Here is a 23,585-nt window from a genome sequence, read left to right as displayed (position 1 = left end):
GTCGTCGGCGAAGAGCTCCACCAGCCAGCCGCCGGCCGGGTTGTGGCCGCCGGCCGCGACCATGCCCCGGTAGCCGGAGACGACGAGCATCGCCTCCTCCGCCGGGTCGTTGCCCGCCGCGCCCGCCCGCAGGGCGAAGGCGGCGCCTCGGACGGCACGGCGGGTCATCGGGTAGTGGCGGAGGTCGAAGACCGCGTCGGGGGCCTCGATCTGGGCGCGCTGGGTCTCGGCGCGGGCGCTGCGGGGGCCGCTGGTCATCCGGTAGACGGCGTGCTGGGCGGTGCGCATCAGGTGGGAGCCGGGCGGGACGTACGAGATCCACCAGCCGACGGCGTCCAGCAGCCGGGCGGAGGCCTCGGCGACCACGACCAGCTTGCCGAGGGTGTCCGCCGGGTGGACGGACCGGCCGGTGGCGGCCTGGTCGAGGGAGGCGAGGACGGCGGTGAGCAGCTGCCCCGGGTCGGCGCTGTGGGCGGCGCCGCGGAACCGCCGCCGGTCGGCCGCCCCGGCGCGCCCGCTCGGGCCGCGCCGCCCGTCCGCCCGGTGGTGGGGGTCGGCGGCGTCGGCGAGCAGCACGGTGGGGTCGGGCGAGAAGCCGGGGCCGTGGCTGCGTCCGGCGACCACGGGGTGGGCGGCGCGGGCGGCCTTGGCCCGGTACTGGGCGGCGTCGGCGAGCCGGAACAGCCGGTCGGGGGTGGTGACCGGCCCGATCGAGTCCCCGGTGGAGGCGACGCCGCAGGCCACGCCCTCGCCCTCGGACAGTGCGAGCGCCCGGGCGCACAGCTCCTCGGCGACGGCGACCACCTCGTCGGCCTTCTGCCCCTCCACGAGCAGGCAGAACTCGTCGCCGCCGAGCCGGGCGGCGAGGCTGCCGGGGAGCTTGGCGGCGGCCAGCGAGAGCTGGTGGGCGAACCGTTCCAGCAGCCGGTCGCCCATCTCGTGGCCGAGCTCGTCGTTGACCCGCTTCAGCCCGTTGACGTCGCAGACCACCAGCGAGACCACGGTGTTGTCCCGGTTGTGGGCCACCAGCGCGCTCTCCAGCCGGGTGTCGACGGCGCGCCGATTGGCGAGGCCGGTGAGCGGGTCGGAGAAGGCGAGCTTGCGCAGGTCGGCGAGGCGCTCGGTCTGCGCCAGCCCGGCCGAGACCTGCGCGGCGAGCAGCGTCGCGTAGTCGGCGTCGGCGTGGGTGAACTCGGGCATCCCGGCCGACCGGGCGAGGTACAGCTCGCCCCAGGCCTGCCCGTGCAGCACGATCGGCGCGACGACGCAGCAGGCGCGCCCGCGCCGGCGCAGCGCCGCGGCGCGTTCCTGGCAGTACGCGCCGGCGGTCGGGTGCGCGTGGCCGGCGTGCGGCTCGCTGTTCTCGGCGCTCTGGAGCCAGGCGCGCGGCAGCCGCCCGGTGGTCCAGCGCTCCTCCAGATAGGTGACGATCTCGGGGAAGTCGGCGACGGGGTACGACTCGTCCTCGGGCAGCTCCTCCTCGCCCGGGGCGAGTTCGCCGTGGTTCACCAGGACCCGCAGCCGGCCGGACTCCCGGTCCCAGACCGAGACGGCGGCCATGGTGGCGCCGAGCGCCTCGGTGGCCCGGACGGCGGCGGCCCGGACGGCCTCCAGCGGGGTGAGCGCGGCGGCCATGTCCTGGGCCAGCTCGACCACGGACTGCAGCCGCAGGTCGGGCAGCGGGTCGGGGTGCCGCGGACCGGACCGACGAGGACTGCCGCAGTCGCAGTCACGGTCGCGGTCCATCATGATCGCCTCACTGCTCACCGGCTCGCCTCGCTCCCTGTGCTCGGTCCTGCCAGACCCCCGTCGGCCGACCGCACCCGAGCGGTCACTTGCACCCAGACTAGGGCGGTTTCGCTCGGTTATGCCCTGTTTGCCCGAAAGGGCCCGAAGCAGACCGTACGGGTTTCAACCGCTCGATACCCGGAACGCCGCACCCGGCCGCGCCCGGCCGAGCACGGTGCCCCAGGAAACGACGCCACGCCGAAGCGCGCCCGCGGGTGCCTTCACCGCGGACGTCTTCCCTTCTGATGAGCCCCTACTCGGCCTTCAGCCGCCGGGTGAGCAACCACGGCTCGACCAGCCCGAGACCCCGCACCGGCCGCCGCCACATCGGCTGGAGGTGGAACCGCGCCCCGGCGTCCGGGCCCGGCATCGGCAGCCCGGAGGCGGGCATCCCGGCCGCGGCCGACAGTGCCTCGGCCAGGCCCGGCCCCTCCGAGTCGGCCGGGGCGACGCTGCCGTTCTGCTCCAGCGCCGCGGCGAACTCGCCGTCGATCAGCACCGCGTCCTTGGGCGCGATCGAGGTGAGCCGGCTGGCCAGGTTGACGGTGGTGCCGAAGACGTCGCCCATCCGCGAGGTGACCGTGCCAAAGGCCATGCCGACCCGCAGCGGCGGGATGATGTCGTCCCCGGCCAGCGCCTCGATCAGGCTGAGCGCGATCTCGGCGGCGGTCGCCGGGTCCTCGGAGACGTAGAGGATCTCGTCGCCGAGCGTCTTGATCACCCGGCCGCCCTGGCCGGCGATCAGGTCCGAGCAGGTGTTCTCGAAGGTCTCGACCAGCTCGCCGAGCTCCTCCTCCTCCAGCCGCCGTGACAGCCGGGTGAAGCCGACCAGGTCGGCGAAGCCGACGGCGAGCCGCCCGCTGGTGATCTCGTGGTCCTCGGCGGCCTGCACCACCCGGCCGGTGACGGCCGCCAGCTGGCGCCGCCAGACGTACACCAGGAACTGCTCCAGCTCCGGCAGCAGCAGCTCCACCAGCGGGTACGCGACATCGGCGCGGGTCAGCCCGGGTTCGGCGGACTGGGTGAGGTTCTCCAGGAAGGTGTCCATCTGCCAGCCGGCCAGCCGGGCCGTGGTCTGGCCGGTGGAGCGGGCCACCTGGATCGCCATCGACTCGCTGAGCAGCCCGGACTCGACCAGCCCGGCCAGCCGCCGCAGCGCGATCACGTCGCCGTCGGTCAGGGCCCTGGACTGGCCGATGTCGGGGAAGCCCATGGCCCGCCAGAACCGGGTGGCCAGCTCCATCGGGACGTCGGCGGCACGCGCGGCCTGGTACGGGGTGTAGCGGCGTGGCGCGTCCAGGATCAGCCGTTCCAGTTCGAGCGCGACCGTGGGGTCGTTGCTGCCCGCCGACGCGCCGCTGCTGCCGTCCTCTGCCACCGGTCCGTCCCCGTGCGATCGCCGCACTCGCCTCGTGTCCTACCTGTCCGGGCGCGCCGTCCGCCACCCGGGCGGGCAGTGGCGCGCCTCACACCGCTGCCAGGTGGAATGTTCGCACGGAATCGTCGGATCCGGGGCATCAGCCCGGGTCAAGGGGAGGTGAAGACTGCCGTTCAGCGGGGCTGGGGGCGCACGTGCACGACGTCCCCGGCACCGACCGCCCGGCGTGCGCCGTCGGGCGTACGGACCACCAGACGGCCGTCGCCGTCCACCGCGACCGCCTCGCCGACCAGCTCCCGGTCGCCCGGCAGGTGCACCTTCACCTGGCGGCCGAGCGTGGTGCAGCGGTCCACATAGGCGCGCAGCAGGTCGCTGGCGTGCGGGTCGCCGGCCGCGGCCGTCCACTCCCGGTAGAGCACGGCGAACTCGCGCAGCAGGGCGCGCAGCAGGGTGCCCCGGTCGGTGGTGGTGGCGCCGGCCAGCGCGAGCGAGGCCGCGGTGGGGACGGGCAGCTCCTCGGCGCGCAGCGAGACGTTCAGGCCCATGCCGACCACCACCGCGCCGCCGGCCAGCTCGGTGAGGATGCCGCCGAGCTTGCGCTCCGCGCCGTCGATCTCCACCTGGAGGTCATTGGGCCACTTCAGCCCGGCCTCGACCCCGGCGACCCGGCCGAGCGTGCTGGCCGCGGCCACGCCGACGAGGATCGGCAGCCAGCCGTACCGGTCGACCGGCACTTCCTCGGGGCGCAGCAGGACCGACAGGAACAGCCCGGAGCGGGCCGGGGCGGTCCACTGCCGGTCCAGCCGGCCGCGCGCGGCGCTCTGCGCCTCGGCCACCAGCACCGCGCCCTGCCCGGCACCGTCCTTGGCCCGGGCGGCGAGGTCGCTGTTGGTGGAGCCGGTCTCGGCGACGACGTCCAGGGAGGTCCACAGGCCGCCGGGGACGAGCAGGTCGTGGCGCAGCGCCTCCTGGTCCAGCGGCGGGCGGTCCAGGTCGGTCCAGGGCGACGGTCCGGTGCTGCCGAAGCCGCGCAGTCCGCTGCGGCGGGGGGTCTCGGGTGCGGTCATGGTGTCGAGACTATGGCGAGTACGGGACGCAGGCCGCCCCATCGTCCCGCAGAACGGGGCCGGACACACTGTGTCGATGGCCATAACGCCAGGACGTGCCGGATCGCCCTCCGCGCTGGCTACGCTACCCAGCGGTAGTTCGTAGCGCCGCCCTGCCCTCATGCGCGGGCCCACCACCCGGCCCCGCGCGCACTCGAACAGGTCGCGGCCATGGATCAGGGAGAGCCACCGGATGACCGAGGCCCCGTACGACCCCCACACCACCGCCGGCAAGCTCGCCGACCTGCGGCGCAAGCTGGACGAGGCGGTGCACTCCGGCTCCGCGAAGGCCGTGGAGAAGCAGCACGCCAAGGGCAAGCTGACCGCCCGTGAGCGGGTCGTGGAACTGCTGGACGAGGACTCCTTCGTGGAGTTCGACGAGTTCGCCCGGCACCGCTCGACCAACTTCGGCCAGGAGAAGAACCGCCCGTACGGCGACGGCGTGGTGACCGGCTACGGCACCGTGGACGGCCGCCAGGTCGCCGTGTTCGCCCAGGACTTCACCGTCTTCGGCGGCTCGCTCGGCGAGGTCTTCGGCGAGAAGATCGTCAAGGTCATGGACTTCGCCCTGAAGACCGGCTGCCCGGTCATCGGCATCAACGACTCCGGCGGCGCCCGGATCCAGGAGGGCGTGGTCTCCCTCGGCCTCTACGGCGAGATCTTCCGCCGCAATGTGCACGCCTCGGGCGTCATCCCGCAGATCTCGCTGATCATGGGCCCCTGCGCGGGCGGCGCGGTGTACTCCCCCGCGATCACCGACTTCGTGGTGATGGCCGACCAGACCTCGCACATGTTCATCACCGGCCCCGACGTCATCAAGACCGTCACCGGCGAGGACGTCGCGATGGAGGAGCTGGGCGGCGCGCGCACCCACAACACCAAGTCGGGCAACGCCCACTACCTGGCCGCGGACGAGAAGGAGGCGATCGAGTACGTCAAGAGCCTGCTCTCGTACCTGCCCTCCAACAACCTGAGCGACCCGCCGTCCTACCCCGAGCAGGCGGACCTGACGGTCACCGAGCAGGACCTCGAACTCGACACCATCGTGCCGGACTCGGCGAACCAGCCGTACGACATGCGCAAGGTGATCGAGCACATCGTCGACGACGGCGAGTTCCTGGAGACCCAGCCGCTGTACGCCGGCAACATCATCACCGGCTTCGCCCGGGTCGAGGGCCAGTCCGTCGGCATCGTCGGCAGCCAGCCGATGGACCTGGCCGGCTGCCTGGACATCAACGCCAGCGAGAAGGCCGCCCGCTTCATCCGCACCTGTGACTCCTTCAACGTCCCGGTGCTGACCTTCGTGGACGTGCCCGGCTTCCTGCCCGGCACCGAGCAGGAGTGGGACGGCATCATCCGGCGCGGCGCCAAGCTGATCTACGCCTACGCCGAGGCCACCGTCCCGCTGATCACCGTGATCACCCGCAAGGCCTTCGGCGGCGCGTACGACGTCATGGGCTCCAAGCACCTGGGCGCCGACCTCAACCTGGCCTGGCCGACCGCGCAGATCGCCGTGATGGGGGCGCAGGGCGCGGTCAACATCCTGCACCGCCGGGAGATCGCCGAGGCCGAGGCGGCCGGCACCGCCGAGCAGACCCGGGCCGAGCTGATCGCCTCGTACGAGGACACCCTGCTGAACCCGTACCTGGCGGCCGAGCGCGGCTACGTGGACGCGGTGATCGCGCCGAGCGAGACCCGCCGGCACATCGTGCGCGGCCTGCGGGCCCTGCGCGGCAAGCGCGAGGTGCTGCCGCCGAAGAAGCACGGCAACATCCCCCTGTAGGCCCCGTCCCTGTCGGGAGAGAACCAGCCATGTCCCCGATCCACGTGCTGCACGGGCAGCCGACCCCCGAGGAGCTGGCCACCGTCCTGGCGGTGGTCCAGGCCCGGGCCGCCGCCGCGCAGGCCGCCGCCGAGTCGGCGCGCCTCGCCGGTGTCGGCCCGGCCTCCCCCTGGAACGACCGCGCCCGGCTGCTGCGTCCCGCCGTCCGCCCGGGCGTCAACGCCTGGCGGACCTCGGGCTGGGCGCACTGACGTCCCCTGCGGGAGTGGGAAGTCGGCCGGTCCGACTTCCCACTCCGCCGCATGGGGGCGCACGCTCTTCCCGCAACCTGAGTACGGATACTCAGGCGCCCGCACCCCCGCACCGCGCACTCTGGACGGGTGCTCTGGTCAGACCCCCGCGACGAGCCCTCGCCCGAGGCCCGTCGGATGCAGGAGCGGATGCAGCGGGCCGGCCGGGTGCTCGCCGCCCTGGTGCTGGTGGGCGCCGTGCTGATGATGATCAGCCGCTCGTTCACCTGAACCGGTTCACCCGAACGGCGGACATCGGCACCCCCTACCCTGGTGGGCATGACCGACCAGCGCGCCCTCGTCCTCGCCTCCGCCTCCCCCGCCCGCCTCGGACTGCTGCGCCAGGCGGGGCTCGACCCGCGCGTGGTGGTCAGCGGCGTCGACGAGGACGCGATCACCGCCGCCACCCCCGCCGAACTCGCGCTCGTCCTGGCCGAGGCCAAGGCGAAGGCCGTCGCCGCCGAACTCTCCGGCGGCGAGCTGGTGATCGGCTGCGACTCCGTCCTGGAGCTGGACGGCCAGGCCCTCGGCAAGCCCGCCGACGCCACCGAGGCGCTGGCCCGCTGGCAGTCGATGCGCGGCCGGGCCGGCGTGCTGCGCACCGGCCACTGCGTGATCGACACCGCGACCGGCCGGCAGTCCTCGGCCACCGCCTCCACCACCGTCCGCTTCGGCACCCCGGACGACGCGGAGATCGCCGCGTACGTGGCCTCCGGCGAACCGCTGTACGTGGCCGGGGCGTTCACCCTGGACGGCCGCTCGGCACCGTTCATCGACGGCATCGACGGCGACCCGGGCAACGTCATCGGCCTCTCCCTGCCGCTGCTGCGCCGACTGCTCGCCGACCTGGACGTCCGCATCACCGATCTGTGGACCAACTGACCTGCCGCCCGCTCCCGTCGCTCCCCTAAGCTGACCGGCGAACGGGGGGAGGGAACGCGGCGGATGACCGACAATGTGCTCAACGTGGTACTCGGCCTGATAGCCAGCGCGATCAGCGCCGGCCTCGGCTGGCTGGCCCAGGTGCTGCGCCGGCGCCGCAGGATCGAGCGGGTGCGGGCCTTCTTCGGGCTCCCGAGCGGCGGCGAGTGCCTGATCGTGGTGCCGCGCAGCATCGGGACGGGCTCGCACGCGCACACCGTGACCCGGCGCGACGCCTACGCGCTGATGTGGCTGGCCGGGCTGGTCGAGGAGTGCGGGGCGCGGCCCGAGCTGGTCGCCCACGACGCCGCGCACCGCGGCCTGGGCACCAAGACCGAGCTGTGCCTGGGCGGTCCGGTCAGCAACGAGCGGATGGCCGCGCACCTGGCCTGGGGCCTGCCGGGCGCCCACGTCACCTCGGGGCCGGGCCCGGGCAGCAACGTGATCGTGGTGGGCGGGCACGACTACACCGCCGACCACGACCGGGCGCACACCCTGCTCGCCCGGATCGCCACCCCGGACGGCGGCCGCCCGGTGTTCCTGGTCTGCGGCCAGACCGGCACCGCCAACCAGGCCGGGGTCCGCTACCTGGTCGCCCACCACCGCGAACTGGCCCGCGCATACGGGCAGAACGGCACCTTCGCGCTCGTCCTGCGGGTGGTCAACCCGGAGGCGTACGGTCCGGACATGGTGGAGCTGGTGGCCGATGTGACGGCCGAGGCGTTGGAGCGTCCCGGCGCCCGTTCCGGCGCCGCCTGAGCGGCCCGCGCGAAAGTGTGGCCCACGCCACCGTCCCGCCACGCCGCCACCCGATCGACCTGCGCGGCGCCGGTGCTCCGGCGGCACCCGCGCCGACCAGCGCGGTCGTGGGCGGGACCGCCCGTAACGCCACGAAACGCATCACCGAGCGTGTGGGATAGTTCACAACCCGGGGCTACTCGCCGGTACTGCCCAGGAATCCATAAACTCGACGAGGTTCAAGAAGGGAGCCACAGTGCGCAAGGTGCTCATCGCCAACCGCGGGGAAATCGCCGTCCGCGTCGCCAGGGCCTGCTCGGACGCCGGTATCACCAGCGTCGCCGTCTACGCCGAGCCGGACCGGGATGCGCTGCACGTCCGCGCGGCCGACGAGGCTTACGCGCTGGGCGGTGACACCCCCGCTACCAGCTACCTGGACATCGCCAAGGTCCTCAAGGCCGCCGCCGACTCCGGCGCCGACGCCGTCCACCCCGGCTACGGATTCCTGTCCGAGAACGCCGAGTTCGCCCAGGCCGTCATCGACGCGGGCCTGATCTGGATCGGCCCGCCGCCGCAGGCCATCCGCGACCTCGGCGACAAGGTGACCGCCCGGCACGTCGCCCAGCGGGCCGGTGCCCCGCTGGTCGCCGGTACGCCGGACCCGGTCGCGGGTGCCGACGAGGTCGTCGAGTTCGCCCGCGAGCACGGCCTGCCGGTCGCCATCAAGGCGGCCTTCGGCGGTGGCGGCCGCGGCCTCAAGGTCGCCCGCACGCTGGAGGAGATCCCCGAGCTGTTCGAGTCCGCGGTGCGCGAGGCCGTCGCCGCCTTCGGCCGCGGCGAGTGCTTCGTCGAGCGCTACCTGGACAACCCGCGGCACGTCGAGACCCAGTGCCTCGCCGACAAGCACGGCAACGTGGTGGTCGTCTCCACCCGCGACTGCTCGCTCCAGCGCCGCCACCAGAAGCTCGTCGAGGAGGCGCCCGCGCCGTTCCTCACCCCCGAGCAGAACGCCGAGCTGTACCGGGCGTCCAAGGCCATCCTGAAGGAGGCCGGCTACCAGGGCGCCGGAACCTGCGAGTTCCTGGTCGCGCTGGACGGCACGATCTCCTTCCTGGAGGTCAACACCCGTCTCCAGGTGGAGCACCCGGTCACCGAGGAGGTCACCGGCCTCGACCTGGTCCGCGAGATGTTCCGCATCGCCGACGGCGAGGAGCTGGGCTACGACGACCCCGAGGTCCGCGGCCACTCCTTCGAGTTCCGCATCAACGGCGAGGACCCGGGCCGCGGCTTCCTGCCCGCCCCCGGCACCGTCACCCTGTTCGCCCCGCCGTCCGGCCCGGGCGTGCGCCTGGACTCCGGCGTGGAGACCGGCTCGGTCATCGGCCCGGCCTGGGACTCGCTGCTGGCCAAGCTGGTCATCACCGGCCGGGACCGCAAGCAGGCCCTGGAGCGGGCCCGCCGCGCGCTGAACGAGTTCAAGGTGGAGGGCATGGCCACCGCCATCCCGTTCCACCAGGCGGTCGTCACCGACCCGGCGTTCGCGCCCGAGGTGCACGGCAGCGACGAGCCGTTCAAGGTCTACACCCGCTGGATCGAGACCGAGTTCGACAACACCATCCCGCCGTTCGCCGGCGCGGCCGGTGACGGCGAGGAGGCCGAGACCCGGGAGACCGTGGTGGTCGAGGTCGGCGGCAAGCGGATCGAGGTCTCGCTGCCGTCCTCGCTGGGCGTCGCGGCGGCCCCGGCGGCCGGTGCGACCGGCGCCGCCAAGGCCAAGCGCCGGGTGGGCGCCAAGAAGGCCGGCTCGGCCGTCAGCGGCGACACCCTGGCCTCGCCGATGCAGGGCACCATCGTCAAGGTCGCCGTCGAGGAGGGCCAGGTCGTCGCCGAGGGCGAGCTGATCGTCGTCCTGGAGGCGATGAAGATGGAGCAGCCGCTGAACGCCCACAAGGCGGGCACCGTCGTCGGCCTCAAGGCCGAGGTCGGCGCGAGCGTCAGCAGCGGCGCCGCGCTCTGCGAGATCAAGGACTGACACCGTCCCTGACCTTCGGACCGGTCCGTACGCCTTCGGGGCGTGCGGACCGGTTCCGTTTCGAAGGGGACGGGCTCAGCGCCCGCCGCGCGGCAGGCCCAGCTCCGCCAGCCGGGTCGGCATGCCACCCTGACCGGCCGGCCCGCCGTGGGCGCCGGGCCTGCGCTGGCCGGGCAGCGGGGCGCCGCCGGGAGGCGGGCCGCTACGGCGGGCCATCGGGCCGGGCTGGGTCTGGTGGACCGGGCCGCTGCCGGTGCCGTGTACCGGGGCGTCCCCGCTCGGGCCGCCCAGCGGGGCGAGGTCGACCTGCACTCCGCAGTCGGCGAGCGCGTCCAGCTCACGGACGGTGCCGTCGTCCGCGGTGGCCTGCTCGTCGGTGACCAGGCGGGTGATGGTCTCGGTGGCGACGGTCTGGAACATGCCGGCCGCGCCGAGCTTGGTGTGGTCGGCGAGGACGATCACCTCGGCGGCCGCCAGCACCATGGCCCGGTCCACGCTCGCGGACAGCATGTTCGCGGTCGACAGGCCGCGCTCGGCCGTCAGCCCGCTGCCGGAGATGAAGGCCTTGTTGACCCGCAGCCCCTGGAGCGACTGCTCGGCACCACTGCCCACCAACGCGTAGTTGGAGCCGCGCAGGGTGCCTCCGGTCATCACCACCTCGACCCGGTTGGCGTGTGCCAGCGCCTGGGCGACCAGCAAGGAGTTGGTGACCACGGTCAGCCCCGGCACCCGGGCCAGCCGGCGGGCCAGCTCCTGGGTGGTGGTTCCGGCACCGACCACCACCGAGTCCCCCTCCTCCACCAGGGCGGCGGCGGCGTCCGCGATGGCGCTCTTCTCCGCCGCGGACAGGTGGGTCTTCTGCGGGTAACCGGGTTCGCGGCTGAAGCCGCCGGGGAGCACCGCGCCGCCGTGCCGGCGGTCGAGGAGCCCTTCTGCCTCCAGCGCCCGCACGTCACGGCGCACGGTCACTTCGGAGGTCTGGACGACGCGGGCCAACTCCCGGAGCGAGACGGCTCCGTTGGCGCGCACCATTTCGAGGATCAACTGGCGACGTTCTGCTGCAAACACAGAACTGACGGTAACCTGCGTGACCGTCTGCTTTCAGGCGTTTCCAGCTAGTAGCGGGAATTGCTCACGCCCGAGCGGTGCGTGACCGTAGAATACGCGCCGCCAACCGCCCGGAACTGCGCCCGCCGTCCGGGTGACGGGCATGCCCACGCGAAAGGGCGGCCGCCGATCGGCAGCCGCCCTCAACTGTGCGCCGGAGGCTCAGGATTCGCCGTCGCTCCGCTTGCGGATGTGCAGCTGACGGGCGACCTCGGCGGTCGAACCGGAGACGGACGGGTAGACGGTGAAGGCGCTGGCCACCTGTTCGACCGTCAGATTGGCGTCCACCGCGAGCGAGATCGGGTGGATCAGCTCGCTGGCCCGCGGGGCGACGACCACGCCGCCGACCACGATGCCGGTGCCCGGGCGGCAGAACAGCTTCACGAAGCCGTCCCGGATGCCCTGCATCTTCGCCCGCGGGTTGCCGCGCAGCGGGAGCTTGACCACGACGGCGTCCATCTTGCCGCACTCCACGTCGGCCGCGGTGTAGCCGACGGTGGCGATCTCCGGGTCGGTGAAGACGTTGGAGGCCACGGTCTTGAGGTTCAGCGGCTGCACCGCGTCGCCGAGCGCGTGGTACATCGCGATCCGGCCCTGCATGGCCGCCACCGAGGCGAGCATGAAGACGCCGGTGCAGTCGCCCGCCGCGTAGACGCCGGGGGCGCTGGTGCGGGAGACCCGGTCGACCTGGATCTGGCCCCAGTCGTTGAGCTTGACCCCGGCCTCCTCCAGACCCATGTCGGAGGTGTTGGGGATCGAGCCGACCGCCATCAGGCAGTGGGTGCCCTCGATGACCTTGCCGTCGGCCAGCATGACCTCGACCCGGTCGCCGATCCGCTTGACGCTCTCGGCCCTCGAACGGCCCATCACGTTCATGCCGCGGCGGCGGAAGACGTCCTCCAGCACCTCGGCGGCGTCCGGGTCCTCGCCCGGCAGCACCCGGTCGCGGCTGGACACCAGGGTGACCTTGGAGCCGAGCGCCTGGTAGGCGCCGGCGAACTCGGCGCCGGTCACACCGGAGCCGACCACGATCAGCTCGCGGGGCAGCTCCTCCAGGTCGTACACCTGGGTCCAGGTCAGGATCCGCTCACCGTCCGGCTGGGCGTCCGGCAGCTCGCGCGGGTGGGCGCCGGTGGCGATCAGCACGGCGTCGGCGCGCAGCGACTGCACGGTGCCGTCGGGGGCGTCCACCAGGACCTCGCGGGAGCCGTCCACGGCCTGCCCGCCGCCGCCCAGCCGGCCGCGGCCGCGCAGCACGGTGACGCCGGCCCGGGTGACGGACTGGGTGATGTCGTGGGACTGCGCGATGGCCAGGCGCTTCACCCGTCGGTTGACCTTGCCCAGGTCCACGCCGATCACGCTGGCGCCCTGCTCGACCGGCGGGCCCCCGGCGGAGCCGGAGGATGTCTCCGTGTCCGCGACCAGGATGCCGAGTTCCTCGTACGAGCTGTCGAAGGTGGTCATCACCTCCGCGGTCGCGATCAGCGTCTTCGACGGAACGCAGTCCGTGAGCACCGCCGATCCGCCCAGACCGTCGGTGTCGACGACGGTCACCTCCGCGCCGAGCTGTGCGGCGACCAGGGCCGCCTCGTAGCCGCCGGGTCCGCCACCGATGATCACGATCCGAGTCACGTTCCCCATTGTCCCGCACGCCGGGAGCGCCGCCACGCCGGGGTCCTGGCTTCCGTACCTTCGTCCAGTCCTCCCGCCCCGCTCGCCTCCCGGGCTACGCTGGCCCCCATGCCCCTTTACGCCGCGTATGCCACCAACCTCGATGCCCGGCAGATGACCCGCCGCGCCCCGCACTCCCCGCTGCGCGGCACGGGATGGCTGGACGGCTGGCGGCTCACCTTCGGCGGCGAGCAGCTCGGCTGGGAGGGCTCGCTGGCCACCGTGGTCGAGGACGAGAAGGACCGGGTCTTCGTCTCGCTGTACGACGTCGCGCCGATGGACGAGGAGGGCCTGGACCGCTGGGAGGGCGTCCAGCTCGGCATCTACCGCAAGATCAAGCTGCGCGCGCAGACCCTGGACGGGGACATCCAGGTCTGGACGTACGTGCTCAACGACTACGAGGGCGGCCTGCCCGCGGCCCGCTACCTCGGCCTGATCGCGGACGCCGCGGAGAGCGCCGGCGCCCCGCACGACTACGTGCTGGACCTGCGCCGCCGCCCCTGCTGAGGCATCAGGGCCGCGGCCCCCACGCGAGCGCGGTGTCCGCCAGCACCCCGGCCACCACCGCGCGCCGGGCGGGCTCGGTGCGCAGCCCGTTGCCCAGCTCGACGTGCAGCCACGGCACCCCGACGCCGGCCGCGAACCGGCCCTCGACGTTGGTGGTGCCGCCCAGCTGCCCGCACTTCTCCCGCCAGGCCCGGCAGACCGCGTACCCGGCCCGGCCCAGCCCGGCGGCGGTGAGTTCGGCGGCGGACCCGGGCTGCCCGGCGCCGGGCGAGACCACCGCGTCCTGTCCGGGCAGGCTGCCCTCGTCGAAGCCGTGCACCTGGATGCCGGGCAGGCCACGCCCGGTGAGCGCCTCGACCACGGCGGCGAACACGGTGTCGGTACGGTGCGCGACGTCCGAGGAGCCGTCCGGCCCGGCCCGGCGGTGTGCCCCGGCGAGCACCAGCACGCCGCCCGGCGCCGCCCGGAACACCTCGACCCCGAGCGCCTCGGTGCGGGCGTCCGACACCGGGTGGGGCACCTGCACGGACCAGGCGGAGCGGACCGAGAGGTCCAGGTAGACCCGGCCCCAGCCGCGCTGGGCCTCGGCCGTGGCGTCGGCCAGCTCGGCCACCCGGCGGCCGGTGGCGGCCTCGGTGAACTCGGCGCGCCGGTAGCCGACCCGGGCCAGCGCCCGGTCCGCCCGCTCGGTGTCCCCGTCCAGCAGGCCGAGCACGCCGTCGGCCAGCGCCCGGCGCTGTCCGGCGTCCGGCGCGGTGTAGGGACCGCCCTGGACGAAGCCCGCGGTGTACTCGTCCACCCGGGCCGCCAGGTCCACCGGGGCCGGGCCGGCCGGCGTGGTCGCGGGCGTGGTCGCGGCCCGACCGGCCGCCGGGCGCTCCGCCCGGCCGCGCGCCGCCAGGGTCAGCACCCCCGCGAGCGCCGCCAGCACCAGCAGCACCGCCACCGGCAGCAGCAGGCGTCGTGAACCCCGAGTCTCCATGGCGGTCGAACCTACCGTGCCGGCCGCAACGGCCATGATCCGCGCCCACGCCGAACGGATCGACACCGAATAGACACCGGACAGAGACCAGTACGTGACAACTTCTTCGAAACCTCTACGTACGCTGATGCGGCTTGACCAGCTCTTGATCACTGCTTGACCGAGAAGGCCGGCCACGGACCTCCCGGAACGGGCGCCGGGCCCGGAGGATGACGAGGCCCTTGTGAGCAGCACGGCTCCCAACCCGCCGCGGCAGCACCGCGCCAGGCGCCGGGCCGACATGCCTCTGCTCGGGGGCATCCGGCCCCCCATCGCGCTGCTGCTGGTGCTGCTGCTCGCCGTCGCCGCGATCACCGCCCTGGCCGTCGGCGGACTGCGCGTCGACGACACCCCGCAGGCCGTCCGGGAGTCCCACCAGTACGCCGCCGAGGACACCGCCGCCTCACTGCGCGCCGGGCTGCACGAGAGCGCCACCGACCTGCGCCGGGCCGCCGCCCGGTACGAGAGCGCCCCGGCCGAGCCCGCCGCCGTGCTGGCCGCGCTCGGCCAGGCGTACCACAAGTGGCGCGGCACGGTGGTGGTCCGCCCCGACACCGGCCGCCTGCTGGCCGCCCGCGGCGAGACCGTCCCGCTGTCCGGACTGGACCTCACCAAGGTCACCGACACCGCGCCCGCGCCCATCCTGGTGCCCTCCGCCACCGGCACCCGGCTGCTCACCTTCGCCCTGGTCGCCACCAAGGACGACGGCCGCGCGCTGCTGGTCGCCTCCGACAACCTGCGGCTGCCCGGCATCGCCACCCGCAAGGAGCAGACCATCCAGGTGCTGGACGCCGCCGGCGCCGTCCTGGACACCACCGGCGCCGCCCTGGACGCCGAGGCCGACCGCAAGCTGGTCGCCGCCGCCCGGGAGCGCGCCGCCCGACAGCGGCCGCTGCCCGGCGAGACGGCCTCCGGCAGCCTGGCCGGCAACCCGGACGGCAAGGGCGTGCGCCGGGTGGCCGGCTGGGCCGCCGTCGCCTCCCCCGACGGGCACGACCCGGCCGCCCCGCTCGGCCTCACCGTGGTCTCCACCAGCACCGTCGACGGCAAGGTCGGCAGCCTGCGCCACCCCCTGCTCGGCCTGGCCGCCGCCGGCGCCCTGCTGCTGCTCGCCCTGCTGCTCGCCTGGTACCTGATCCGCAGCCTCCAGCGCCCGCTGCTGCGACTGTTCCTGGAGTCCCGCCGGCTCACCCGCGGCGACCGGCCGGAGCAGCCCGTACGGGGGCCGAAGCGGGGCGAGGCGGCCCGGATCGCCCGGGCCCTGGAGGAGCTGCGACGACAGCTGCTCGACCCGTCCCGCACGCCCCCGGCCGCCCCCGCCGCCAAGCGCCGCCCCGGCACCGCCCTGCCGCTCGCGCTCTGCGCCGTCCTGGTGCTCGGCTGGTCCGGCCCGCTGCTGTTCCTCGGCGGCAACGACTCCGACGTACGGGTGCCCACCCAGGTGGTGGCCGGCCAGCGCGACCGCACCGACACCGCCGCCGACCGGATCCGCCAAGCCCTCAACGAGGGTTACGCGGACCTGCGTTCGCTCGCCCCCTCGCTCACCGACGCCTCCGTCGGCAAGGCCGAGAACCTGCTGCGCGCCACCCTCACCGAGCACGACCGCTACCGCGCGCTCTACGTGCTCGGCGCGAACGGCGAGGTGCTCGCCAAGGCCGGCGAGGCCCCGCACCGCACCGGCCCGGAGGCGCTGGGCGCGAGCGGCGTGCTGCTGCTCAACAGTTCCGGCAAGGAGCCCCGGATCGCCGCCCGGGTCGCCCTGGCCGCCGCCCCCGCCGACGCGTCCACCGAACCGGACGGCGAGGGCGCCGCCCCGGAGCCCAAGGGCCCGGTCCTGGTCGGCGAGTTCAAGACCGACTTCCTCGGCTCCCTGCTGGTGCGCCCCGGCCTCGGCCGGGTCTGGCTGGTCGACGACCGGCAGCGGGTGCTGGCCGCCAACGAGGGCTACAGCTCCTTCGGCGAGCTGCCGGACGGCCGGGCCCGCAAGATCCTGGCCGACGCCAAGAAGTCCGCCGCGGCCGACGTGGTGCGCGAGGACGGCGCGCCGGTGCTGTTCGCCGCCGCCCCGCTCGGCGGCAACGGCAGCGTGGGCAAGCTCGGCTGGTCCGTGGTCACCGCCCACCCGGTGTCCTGGCTGCACCTGGACCAGAACCGGGCCGACCGGCGGGTGATGCTGGCCGGCATGCTGGGCCTGGCCGCCGCCGCGCTCTGCCTCGGCTGGCTGTTCATCGCCGTCGGCCTGCCGCTGCGCCGGCTGGCCGCGAGCGCCGAGGCGCTGGCCGCCGGGGACCGCCGCACCGTGCTCTATCCCGTCCACCACGACGAGGTCGGCGCCGTCGCCCGCAGCCTGGAACTGATCCGCCAGGAGCTGGTCCGCGCCGACCAGGCCGAACGCGCCGTCCGCCGGCCCGCCGCGGCCGCCACCCCGACCGCAACCGCCCGCTGAGCCCCCGCCCGAAGGACCTCCCGTGCTCTTCCTCTACGTCGTGCTGCTGGTGTGCTGCACCGTGCTGCTGGTGGCCGGCATCGTCGAGCAGCGCCGGCACTTCACCGCCCTGGAGCAGATCCCGACCCGGGTGCTGGTCAACGGCATCCGCGGCAAGAGCTCGATCACCAGGCTGTGTGCCGGCGCGCTGCGCGGCGGCGGGCTGGTGACGGTCGCCAAGACCACCGGCACCGCGGCCCGGTTCATCCACCCGGACGCCACCGAGGAGCCGGTCTACCGCAAGTTCGGCATCGCCAACGTGGTGGAGCAGATCGGCATCGTCCGCCGCGCCGCCACCTACCGGCCGGACGCGCTGGTGATCGAGTGCATGGCCGTCATGCCGGCGCTCCAGGAGGTCAATCAGACCAAGCTGATCCGGTCCACGATCGGCGTGCTGTGCAACGTCCGCGAGGACCACCTCGCCGAGATGGGCCCCACCCTGGACGACGTCGCCCGCTCGCTGTCCCGCTCGATGCCGGTCGGCGGGGTGTGCGTGACCGCCGAACAGGAACGCGCGCACATCCTGCGCGAGGAGGCGGCCAAGCGGGACTGCCGGCTGATCGTGGTGGACCCGGAGTCGGTCACCGACGAGGAGCTGCGCGGCTTCAGCTGGTTCACCTTCAAGGAGAACGTGGCGATCGCCCTCGCCGTCGCCGAACTCCTCGGCGTGGAACGGCAGACCGCGCTGCAGGGCATGTGGGCGGCCCCGCCGGACCCGGGCGTGCTGTCCGTCGAGCGGTACCGGACGGCGGACGGCAAGCGGCTGCGCTTCGCCAACGTCTTCGCCGCCAACGACCCCGAGTCCACGCTGATGAACGTCCGCCAGCTGGAGAGCCTCGGCGCGGTCAACCGCCCGCTCAACGTGGTGATCAACTGCCGCCCGGACCGGGTGGAGCGCAACGGCCAGATGGGCCAGATCGTCCCGGACCTCGCCCCGGAGACGGTCTTCCTGATCGGCCACCCCACCAAGAGCGCCCGCGACGGCATCCCGGCCGACTGGTCGGGCCGGGTGGTCGACCTCGGCGGCGACAAGCGCGACCCGGCCCGGCTCACCGCCGACCTGCTGGCCGAACTCGGGCCGGACTCCTCGCTGGTGGCCGTCGGCAACATCCACGGCCAGGGGGAGCTGTTCCTGGAGGAACTGGCCCGGCTCGAACCGGACGAGGACGGCCGGGCGCCGGAGGTCGCGTACCACGAGCCCGAACCGCTCTACCCGGAGCCGGACTACGACGACCCCGCGTACGGCGAACCGGCGTACCAGGAACCGGCGTACAGCGAACCGGCGTACGGCCAACCGACCTACCAGGAACCGACGTACCCGGCTCAGCCGTACGGCGAACAACCGGCCTACGCCGAACCCGGCTACGTCCAACCCGGCTACGTCCAACCCGAATTCACCCAACCCGGCCACGTCGACCCGGGCCACACCGCCCCGGTCTACTACCCCGAACCGATCCCCGACACCTGGTACGACCCCCACCGCCGCACCACCCACTACGGAGACCAGCAGTGATCCCCACCGAGCTCACCCCCGAGATCGCCGCCATCGGCATCGCGCTCGGCCTGGTCTTCTCGCTGGTCTGCTACCTGACCACGAACCTCTCCCCCGGCGGCATGATCACCCCCGGCTGGCTGGCCCTCACCCTGGTCGAGGACCTCCAGCGGGTGGCCATCGTGATCGGCGTGACAGTCCTGACCTACCTCGTCACCCGGGTGGTCCAGAAGCTGGTGATCCTCTACGGCAAGCGGTTGTTCGCCGCCGTGGTGCTGACCGGCGTGCTGCTCCAGGCCACCGTGATGCTGGTCCTCCAGCACCAGCTGCCCACCCTCTACGCCAACCAGACGCTCGGCTTCATCGTCCCCGGTCTGATCGCCTACCAGCTGGTCCGCCAGCCCCGGGCGGCCACCCTGATGGCCACCAGCACGGTGACGCTCGCCAACTACGTCGTCCTGACCGCCGGGGTGCTGCTCGGTGCCCTGCCCGGTACCTGATCCCCGGGAGCCCCCATGCCCGTCACCCGCAAGTCCCTGCTCAGCGGCGGCCTCGCCGTGACCCTGCTGGCCGCCGGTGGTTACCTCACCGTCCAGCTGCGCGACCGCGACCGGCAGCCGTCGGCCGGCAGCAACGCGCCGCTGATCACCGCCCCGGTCGCCGCCGGCACGAGCGCGCCCACCACGTACCGCTACGAGCGGCTGACCGGGCCGGAGCGCACGGTGGTCCGCGACGCCCACGGCGGTGTGGTCGCCACGCTGACCGACAACGCCCGCACCGCCGTGCTGGCCGGCCCCGGCCGCACCTTCGCCGAGCCGGCGACCACGGCCGCCCAGGTGGTGACCGACAGCTGGGTCCGGCTGATGCCCCAGCCCTGGAAGGCGGGCGCCGAGCAGGAGGCCTGGTTCCGCACCTGGTTCCAGCAGTCGATCGGCTCCACCGCCGACGACGTGCTGGCGGTGGCCACCCAGTACATGAACGGCGCGCCCGCGGAGAAGGACGCCAAGGGCGTGCGCTTCAAGGGCGACGCCTCGTTCGGCCCGCTCAACCCGAACGGCTCGGTCGGCAACGACCTGCGGCTGGAGCAGACCGACTTCTTCGACTACCTCGGCGTTCCGTACACGTTCGCGGACAAGGTGACCAAGCAGCCCGACAAGACCCGCTACGGCGCCTTCGACTGCTCGGGCTTCGTCCGGATGGTGTACGGCTACCGCTCCGGCTATCCGATGCTCTCCAAGGACGTGGCCGGCCCCGGCCTGCCGCGCACCGCCAACGGCTTCGCCCGGGTCGGCCCCGGCGTCCCGGTGATCCCGCTGACCACCGCGCCCGGCTCGGACGTCACCCTGCGCCCGGCCTCGCTCGACCCGCTGCAGCCCGGTGACCTGGTGTTCTTCGAGATCGACGCGCGCACCGGCGCCCGGCTCGACCACATCGGCATCTACCTGGGCCTGGACACCGACGGCCACCCCCGGTACATCTCCAGCCGGGAAGAGGCGGACGGCCCCACCTTCGGCGACAAGGGCGGCACCTCCCGGCTGGACGACAACGGCATGTACGCGAAGGGGCTGCGCAACGCGAAGCGGCTGTGAGCCCGGCGGGCGCGACCGCCCGGGAGCGCGGCAGCGGCCCGGAAACCACGGCCGAGCTGCGGTTCCGGGTCGCTCGGGTAACGATCCGGCATGCCGCGGCGGAATTTCTACGCGCGTAGCCGATTCCCGTCTATCCTCGGACCCGTGAACGCTTCTCCTCAGTCGGTCGTCTCCGCCGACCCCTACGCCGCCGCCCAAGCCGCCGCCGAGCGCCTGCGCGAGCTGACCGGTGCCGAGCGGCACGACGTCGCCCTGGTGATGGGCTCCGGCTGGGTGCCGGCCGCCGACGCCCTGGGCGAGACCGTGGCCGAGTTCCCGGTCACCGAACTCCCGGGCTTCCCCGCCCCCGCCGTCGCCGGCCACGCCGGCAAGATCCGCTCGGTGAAGATCGGCGACAAGCGCGCCCTGATCTTCCTCGGCCGCAACCACTACTACGAGGGCCACGGCGTGGCCACCGTGGTGCACGGCGTGCGCACCGCCGCCGCGGCCGGCTGCGGGATCATCGTGCTGACCAACGGCTGCGGCGGCCTGCGCCACGGCTGGACGCCCGGTCAGCCGGTGCTGATCAGCGACCACATCAACCTGACCGCGGACTCCCCGATCGTCGGCGCCAACTTCGTCGACCTCACCGACCTCTACTCCAAGCGCCTGCGCGAGCTGTGCCACGAGGTCGACCCGACCCTGGACGAGGCCGTCTACGTCCAGTTCCGCGGCCCGCACTACGAGACCCCGGCCGAGGTCAACATGGCCCGGGTGCTCGGCGGCGAGCTGGTCGGCATGTCCACCACCCTGGAGGCCATCGCCGCCCGCGAGGCCGGCAGCGAGGTGCTCGGCATCTCCCTGGTCACCAACCTGGCCGCCGGCATGACCGGCGAGCCGCTCAACCACGAAGAGGTCCTGGAGGCCGGCAAGGCCTCGGCCGAGCGCATGGGCGAGCTGCTGGCGAAGGTCCTTGAGCGGATCTGACGCCCACCAGGCGCAGAATCATGAGTGAACGGGGCCCACGGGCGGCGTGATCCGCTGATCACACCCCCGTGGGCCCCGTCCGCATGCGCGACCCCTTCTTTGCGGAACCTCCGGCCGATACACCGCACGCACTTCCCGATGGAGCTGCCATGACGCAGGCACTGAACCCCGACCTCCTCGCCCGGGCCCGGACCTGGCTGGCCGAGGACCCCGACCCGCAGACCCGCGAGGAGCTCACCGCCCTGCTGGCCCGCGCCGAGGCCCCGGAGGTCGAGACCGACGGCAAGCTCGCCTGGGCGGAGATCGCCGAGCGCTTCTCCGACCGGCTCCAGTTCGGCACCGCCGGCCTGCGCGGCGAACTCGGCGCCGGCCCGATGCGGATGAACCGCGCCGTGGTGATCCGGGCCGCGGCCGGCCTGGTCGCGTACGTGAAGCAGCAGAACCTGGGCGACCTGGTCGTCATCGGCTACGACGCCCGCCACAAGTCGTACGACTTCGCCCGCGACACCGCCGCCGTGGTGGTCGGCGCCGGCCTGCGCGCCGCGCTGCTGCCGCGCCCGCTGCCGACCCCGGTGCTCGCCTTCGCCGTCCGCCACCTGGGCGCGGCCGCCGGCGTCACCGTCACCGCCAGCCACAACCCGCCGCAGGACAACGGCTACAAGGTCTACCTGGGCGACGGCTCGCAGATCGTCCCGCCGGCCGACGCCGGGATCGCCGCCGAGATCGACGCCATCGGCTCGCTGAACGACGTCCCGCGCGCCGAGGAGGGCTGGGAGGTGCTCGGCGAGGAGGTCGTCGAGGCGTACCTGGCCCGGGCCGTCACCATCGTGGACGAGCACAGCCCGCGCGACCTGGCGGTGGTCTACACCCCGATGCACGGCGTCGGCCGCGACACCCTGGTCGCCGCCTTCCGCCGGGCCGGCTTCCCCGCGCCCACCGTGGTCGCCGAGCAGGCCGAGCCCGACCCGGACTTCCCGACCGTGGCCTTCCCCAACCCGGAGGAGCCGGGGGCGATGGACCTCGCCTTCCGCACCGCCGCCTCGGTCGGCCCGGACATCGTGATCGCCAACGACCCGGACGCCGACCGCTGCGCGGTGGCCGTCCCGGTCCACGGCAACGCGGCGGGCAGCGGCAACGGCACCTCCGGCTGGCGGATGCTGCGCGGCGACGAGGTCGGCGCGCTGCTCGGCTCGGCCCTGGTCGCGAAGAAGGCCGAGGGCACCTTCGCCACCACCATCGTCTCCGCCACCCTGCTCGGGCGGATCGCCGAGGCCGCGGGCCTGGACTACGCCGAGACGCTGACCGGCTTCAAGTGGATCTCCCGCGCCGAGGGCCTGCGCTACGGCTACGAGGAGGCGCTCGGCTACTGCGTCGACCCTCAGGGCGTCCGGGACAAGGACGGCATCACCGCCGCCCTGCTGGTCGCCGAGCTCGCCGCCACCCTCAAGACGTCCGGCCGCACCCTGTCCGACCTGCTGGACGACCTGGCGCTGGAGCACGGCCTGCACGCCACCGACCAGCTCTCCGTCCGGGTCCAGGACCTCTCGCTGATCGCCGACGCCATGCGCCGCCTGCGCGAGCAGCCGCCGACCGTCCTGGCCGGCCTCCAGGTCACCCGCGCCGACGATCTGGCGGCCGGCTCCGCCGACCTGCCGCCCACCGACGGCCTGCGCTACTACCTGGCCGGCGAGGCCGTCCGCTCGGCCCGCATCGTGGTCCGCCCGTCCGGCACCGAGCCCAAGCTCAAGTGCTACCTGGAGGTCGTCCTCCCGGTCGCCTCCGCCGCCGACCTGGCCGCCACCCGCGAGCGCGCCGCCGAGCTGCTCGCCACCGTCAAGCGGGACCTCGCCGAGGCCGCGGGCATCACCGCCTGACACCGGCGGGTACGTGAAAGGGCCCGCCATCGGCGGGCCCTTCATGCGTCCGGTTCAGATCGCGATGACGGTGACCAGCGCCACCAGCCCGACCAGGGTCGGGGCGATCACCCACCAGCACCAGCGGACCACGACCGGCCCGGCCGCCTCCGGGCGCCCGGCGTTGCGTTCGGCCATCTCCGTCAGGACGGCGGTGACCTGGTCGGACCAGGCCCGGGTCGGGTCCGGGGAGCCCTGGACGACCGGGTTGGTCCGCTTGGCCAGGCCCATGCCCAGCCCGGTCCGGGAAGCGTGCTCGGCGACGCTGGCGCGCTGCGTCCGGGCGGCCCGCTTGCGCTGGCGCAGCGACACCGGCACGGCCCAGACCTGGTACTTCTTGCCGCCCGCGAGCAGCTCGACCGAGTACCCGGCGCGCAGCGCGTCCACCGAGGCCCACGGCGCGACGATGGTCCGCCACGGGTTGCGCACCACCAGCTCGTCCCGCCCGGCCGTCACCACCGGCCGCAGCGTGTACGCGATCACCGGGAGGGCGAACACCGGCACCGCCGCGAGCGCCACGTACGGCGTCTTGCCCGTCCCGCTCGCCACCGCGTCCCCGATCAGCCAGGCCGCCACGGCCAGCAGCATCACTCCGGAGATCACGCCGGGGACAGAGCGGTACACGCGGTCCGCGTACTCGGGCGCCCCGTCGGGGGCGGCGCCCCCCTGGCGGGGCTTGCCGTCGGAATCGGTCATGCCGTCGATTCTGCCCCATGCCCCTCACCCGGAGGTCTCGGTCCGGCCACGAATGGCGGGCGCCCTGGCGGCCCACTACGCGCGTAGATATGCTGCTCTGGT

General features: G+C 73.8%; 19 protein-coding genes and 1 pseudogene. 13 read left to right on the top strand and 7 right to left on the bottom strand.

Features of this window, described 5'->3' with window-relative positions; translation table 11 throughout:
• Positions 1-501: 501 nt before the first annotated feature.
• The 3 genes and pseudogenes from QWJ13_RS12690 to QWJ13_RS12680 form a co-directional block, all read right to left on the bottom strand.
• Positions 502-1,635 (bottom strand): annotated as a pseudogene (locus QWJ13_RS12690) (GGDEF domain-containing protein); the annotation flags it as partial.
• A 406-nt stretch (positions 1,636-2,041) separates the two neighbouring features.
• Positions 2,042-3,166, bottom strand: a complete 1,125-nt coding sequence (locus QWJ13_RS12685) for an adenylate/guanylate cyclase domain-containing protein (RefSeq protein WP_316523826.1) — start codon at positions 3,164-3,166, stop codon at positions 2,042-2,044.
• 173 nt (positions 3,167-3,339) lie between these two features.
• Complete coding sequence (locus QWJ13_RS12680; RefSeq protein WP_316523824.1) at positions 3,340-4,233, bottom strand: biotin--[acetyl-CoA-carboxylase] ligase; 894 nt, start codon at positions 4,231-4,233, stop codon at positions 3,340-3,342.
• 232 nt (positions 4,234-4,465) lie between these two features.
• Here QWJ13_RS12680 and QWJ13_RS12675 point away from each other — a divergent pair, with 232 nt between their 5' ends.
• From QWJ13_RS12675 to QWJ13_RS12650, 6 genes are all read left to right on the top strand, one after another.
• A complete protein-coding gene (locus tag QWJ13_RS12675) occupies positions 4,466-6,055 on the top strand; it encodes an acyl-CoA carboxylase subunit beta (protein WP_316523822.1) in 1,590 nt (529 codons plus the stop codon).
• Positions 6,056-6,084: 29 nt separating this feature from the next.
• The gene (locus tag QWJ13_RS12670; protein ID WP_316523820.1) at positions 6,085-6,306 is read left to right on the top strand and encodes an acyl-CoA carboxylase subunit epsilon; all 222 of its coding nucleotides are present in this window, start codon (positions 6,085-6,087) and stop codon (positions 6,304-6,306) included.
• 129 nt (positions 6,307-6,435) lie between these two features.
• Positions 6,436-6,576: a morphogenic membrane protein MmpB gene (gene mmpB / locus QWJ13_RS12665; RefSeq protein WP_316523819.1), complete on the top strand. Its 141-nt coding sequence runs from the start codon at positions 6,436-6,438 to the stop codon at positions 6,574-6,576.
• A gap of 48 nt (positions 6,577-6,624) precedes the next feature.
• Complete coding sequence (locus QWJ13_RS12660; RefSeq protein WP_316523817.1) at positions 6,625-7,227, top strand: nucleoside triphosphate pyrophosphatase; 603 nt, start codon at positions 6,625-6,627, stop codon at positions 7,225-7,227.
• A 63-nt stretch (positions 7,228-7,290) separates the two neighbouring features.
• Positions 7,291-8,025 carry a hypothetical protein gene (locus tag QWJ13_RS12655; RefSeq protein ID WP_316523815.1) on the top strand — a complete coding sequence of 245 codons (735 nt, stop codon included), beginning with the start codon at positions 7,291-7,293 and terminating at the stop codon, positions 8,023-8,025.
• A 235-nt stretch (positions 8,026-8,260) separates the two neighbouring features.
• Positions 8,261-10,036, top strand: coding sequence for an acetyl/propionyl/methylcrotonyl-CoA carboxylase subunit alpha (locus QWJ13_RS12650; protein WP_316523814.1), 1,776 nt, complete (start codon positions 8,261-8,263; stop codon positions 10,034-10,036).
• Between the two features lie 75 nt (positions 10,037-10,111).
• Here QWJ13_RS12650 and QWJ13_RS12645 read toward each other — a convergent pair whose 3' ends face one another.
• Together QWJ13_RS12645 and QWJ13_RS12640 are read right to left on the bottom strand one after the other, a co-directional pair.
• On the bottom strand, positions 10,112-11,104 hold the full coding sequence (locus QWJ13_RS12645) for a DeoR/GlpR family DNA-binding transcription regulator (protein ID WP_316523812.1): 993 nt from the start codon (positions 11,102-11,104) through the stop codon (positions 10,112-10,114).
• 201 nt (positions 11,105-11,305) lie between these two features.
• On the bottom strand, positions 11,306-12,784 hold the full coding sequence (locus QWJ13_RS12640) for an NAD(P)H-quinone dehydrogenase (RefSeq protein WP_316523810.1): 1,479 nt from the start codon (positions 12,782-12,784) through the stop codon (positions 11,306-11,308).
• 99 nt (positions 12,785-12,883) lie between these two features.
• On the opposite strand from QWJ13_RS12640, the gene QWJ13_RS12635 reads away from it, so the two are divergent.
• A complete protein-coding gene (locus QWJ13_RS12635) occupies positions 12,884-13,321 on the top strand; it encodes a gamma-glutamylcyclotransferase family protein (protein WP_316523808.1) in 438 nt (145 codons plus the stop codon).
• A 4-nt stretch (positions 13,322-13,325) separates the two neighbouring features.
• On the opposite strand, the gene QWJ13_RS12630 is transcribed toward QWJ13_RS12635, so the two are convergent.
• Positions 13,326-14,303, bottom strand: a complete 978-nt coding sequence (locus QWJ13_RS12630; protein WP_316523806.1) for a hypothetical protein — start codon at positions 14,301-14,303, stop codon at positions 13,326-13,328.
• Between the two features lie 280 nt (positions 14,304-14,583).
• Here QWJ13_RS12630 and QWJ13_RS12625 point away from each other — a divergent pair, with 280 nt between their 5' ends.
• From QWJ13_RS12625 to QWJ13_RS12600, 6 genes are all read left to right on the top strand, one after another.
• Positions 14,584-16,788, top strand: a complete 2,205-nt coding sequence (locus QWJ13_RS12625) for a HAMP domain-containing protein (protein WP_316523805.1) — start codon at positions 14,584-14,586, stop codon at positions 16,786-16,788.
• Positions 16,789-16,810: 22 nt separating this feature from the next.
• Positions 16,811-18,340, top strand: coding sequence for a poly-gamma-glutamate synthase PgsB (pgsB, locus tag QWJ13_RS12620; RefSeq protein ID WP_316523803.1), 1,530 nt, complete (start codon positions 16,811-16,813; stop codon positions 18,338-18,340).
• Entirely contained in the window at positions 18,337-18,819 is a 483-nt protein-coding gene (locus tag QWJ13_RS12615) for a poly-gamma-glutamate biosynthesis protein PgsC/CapC (protein ID WP_316523802.1), read from the top strand. Before pgsB ends, QWJ13_RS12615 begins: the two co-directional genes overlap by 4 nt.
• 15 nt (positions 18,820-18,834) lie before the next feature.
• Positions 18,835-19,908, top strand: a complete 1,074-nt coding sequence (locus tag QWJ13_RS12610) for a C40 family peptidase (protein WP_316523800.1) — start codon at positions 18,835-18,837, stop codon at positions 19,906-19,908.
• Positions 19,909-20,052: 144 nt separating this feature from the next.
• On the top strand, positions 20,053-20,874 hold the full coding sequence (locus QWJ13_RS12605; RefSeq protein ID WP_316523798.1) for a purine-nucleoside phosphorylase: 822 nt from the start codon (positions 20,053-20,055) through the stop codon (positions 20,872-20,874).
• Between the two features lie 149 nt (positions 20,875-21,023).
• Positions 21,024-22,748, top strand: a complete 1,725-nt coding sequence (locus tag QWJ13_RS12600; protein ID WP_316523797.1) for a phospho-sugar mutase — start codon at positions 21,024-21,026, stop codon at positions 22,746-22,748.
• 54 nt (positions 22,749-22,802) lie between these two features.
• On the opposite strand, the gene QWJ13_RS12595 is transcribed toward QWJ13_RS12600, so the two are convergent.
• Positions 22,803-23,483, bottom strand: a complete 681-nt coding sequence (locus QWJ13_RS12595; protein ID WP_316523796.1) for a PH domain-containing protein — start codon at positions 23,481-23,483, stop codon at positions 22,803-22,805.
• Positions 23,484-23,585: the final 102 nt, after the last annotated feature.

Source organism: Kitasatospora brasiliensis, assembly GCF_032654805.1.
Taxonomy (GTDB): domain Bacteria; phylum Actinomycetota; class Actinomycetes; order Streptomycetales; family Streptomycetaceae; genus Kitasatospora; species Kitasatospora brasiliensis.
Note: the sequence above shows the minus strand (reverse complement) of the source record. Positions and strands in the feature narration are given on the sequence as shown.

What these genes read in the sequence shown, in the direction of transcription:
- QWJ13_RS12670 (WP_316523820.1), top strand. Translation starts at nt 6,085, where the DNA reads ATGTCCCCGATCCACGTGCTGCACGGGCAGCCGACCCCCGAGGAGCTG.
- QWJ13_RS12610 (WP_316523800.1), top strand. Translation starts at nt 18,835, where the DNA reads ATGCCCGTCACCCGCAAGTCCCTGCTCAGCGGCGGCCTCGCCGTGACC.
- QWJ13_RS12680 (WP_316523824.1), bottom strand. Translation starts at nt 4,233, where the DNA reads ATGACCGCACCCGAGACCCCCCGCCGCAGCGGACTGCGCGGCTTCGGC.
- QWJ13_RS12655 (WP_316523815.1), top strand. Translation starts at nt 7,291, where the DNA reads ATGACCGACAATGTGCTCAACGTGGTACTCGGCCTGATAGCCAGCGCG.
- QWJ13_RS12640 (WP_316523810.1), bottom strand. Translation starts at nt 12,784, where the DNA reads ATGGGGAACGTGACTCGGATCGTGATCATCGGTGGCGGACCCGGCGGC.
- QWJ13_RS12660 (WP_316523817.1), top strand. Translation starts at nt 6,625, where the DNA reads ATGACCGACCAGCGCGCCCTCGTCCTCGCCTCCGCCTCCCCCGCCCGC.
- QWJ13_RS12635 (WP_316523808.1), top strand. Translation starts at nt 12,884, where the DNA reads ATGCCCCTTTACGCCGCGTATGCCACCAACCTCGATGCCCGGCAGATG.
- QWJ13_RS12595 (WP_316523796.1), bottom strand. Translation starts at nt 23,483, where the DNA reads ATGACCGATTCCGACGGCAAGCCCCGCCAGGGGGGCGCCGCCCCCGAC.
- QWJ13_RS12675 (WP_316523822.1), top strand. Translation starts at nt 4,466, where the DNA reads ATGACCGAGGCCCCGTACGACCCCCACACCACCGCCGGCAAGCTCGCC.
- QWJ13_RS12625 (WP_316523805.1), top strand. Translation starts at nt 14,584, where the DNA reads ATGCCTCTGCTCGGGGGCATCCGGCCCCCCATCGCGCTGCTGCTGGTG.
- QWJ13_RS12630 (WP_316523806.1), bottom strand. Translation starts at nt 14,303, where the DNA reads ATGGAGACTCGGGGTTCACGACGCCTGCTGCTGCCGGTGGCGGTGCTG.
- QWJ13_RS12600 (WP_316523797.1), top strand. Translation starts at nt 21,024, where the DNA reads ATGACGCAGGCACTGAACCCCGACCTCCTCGCCCGGGCCCGGACCTGG.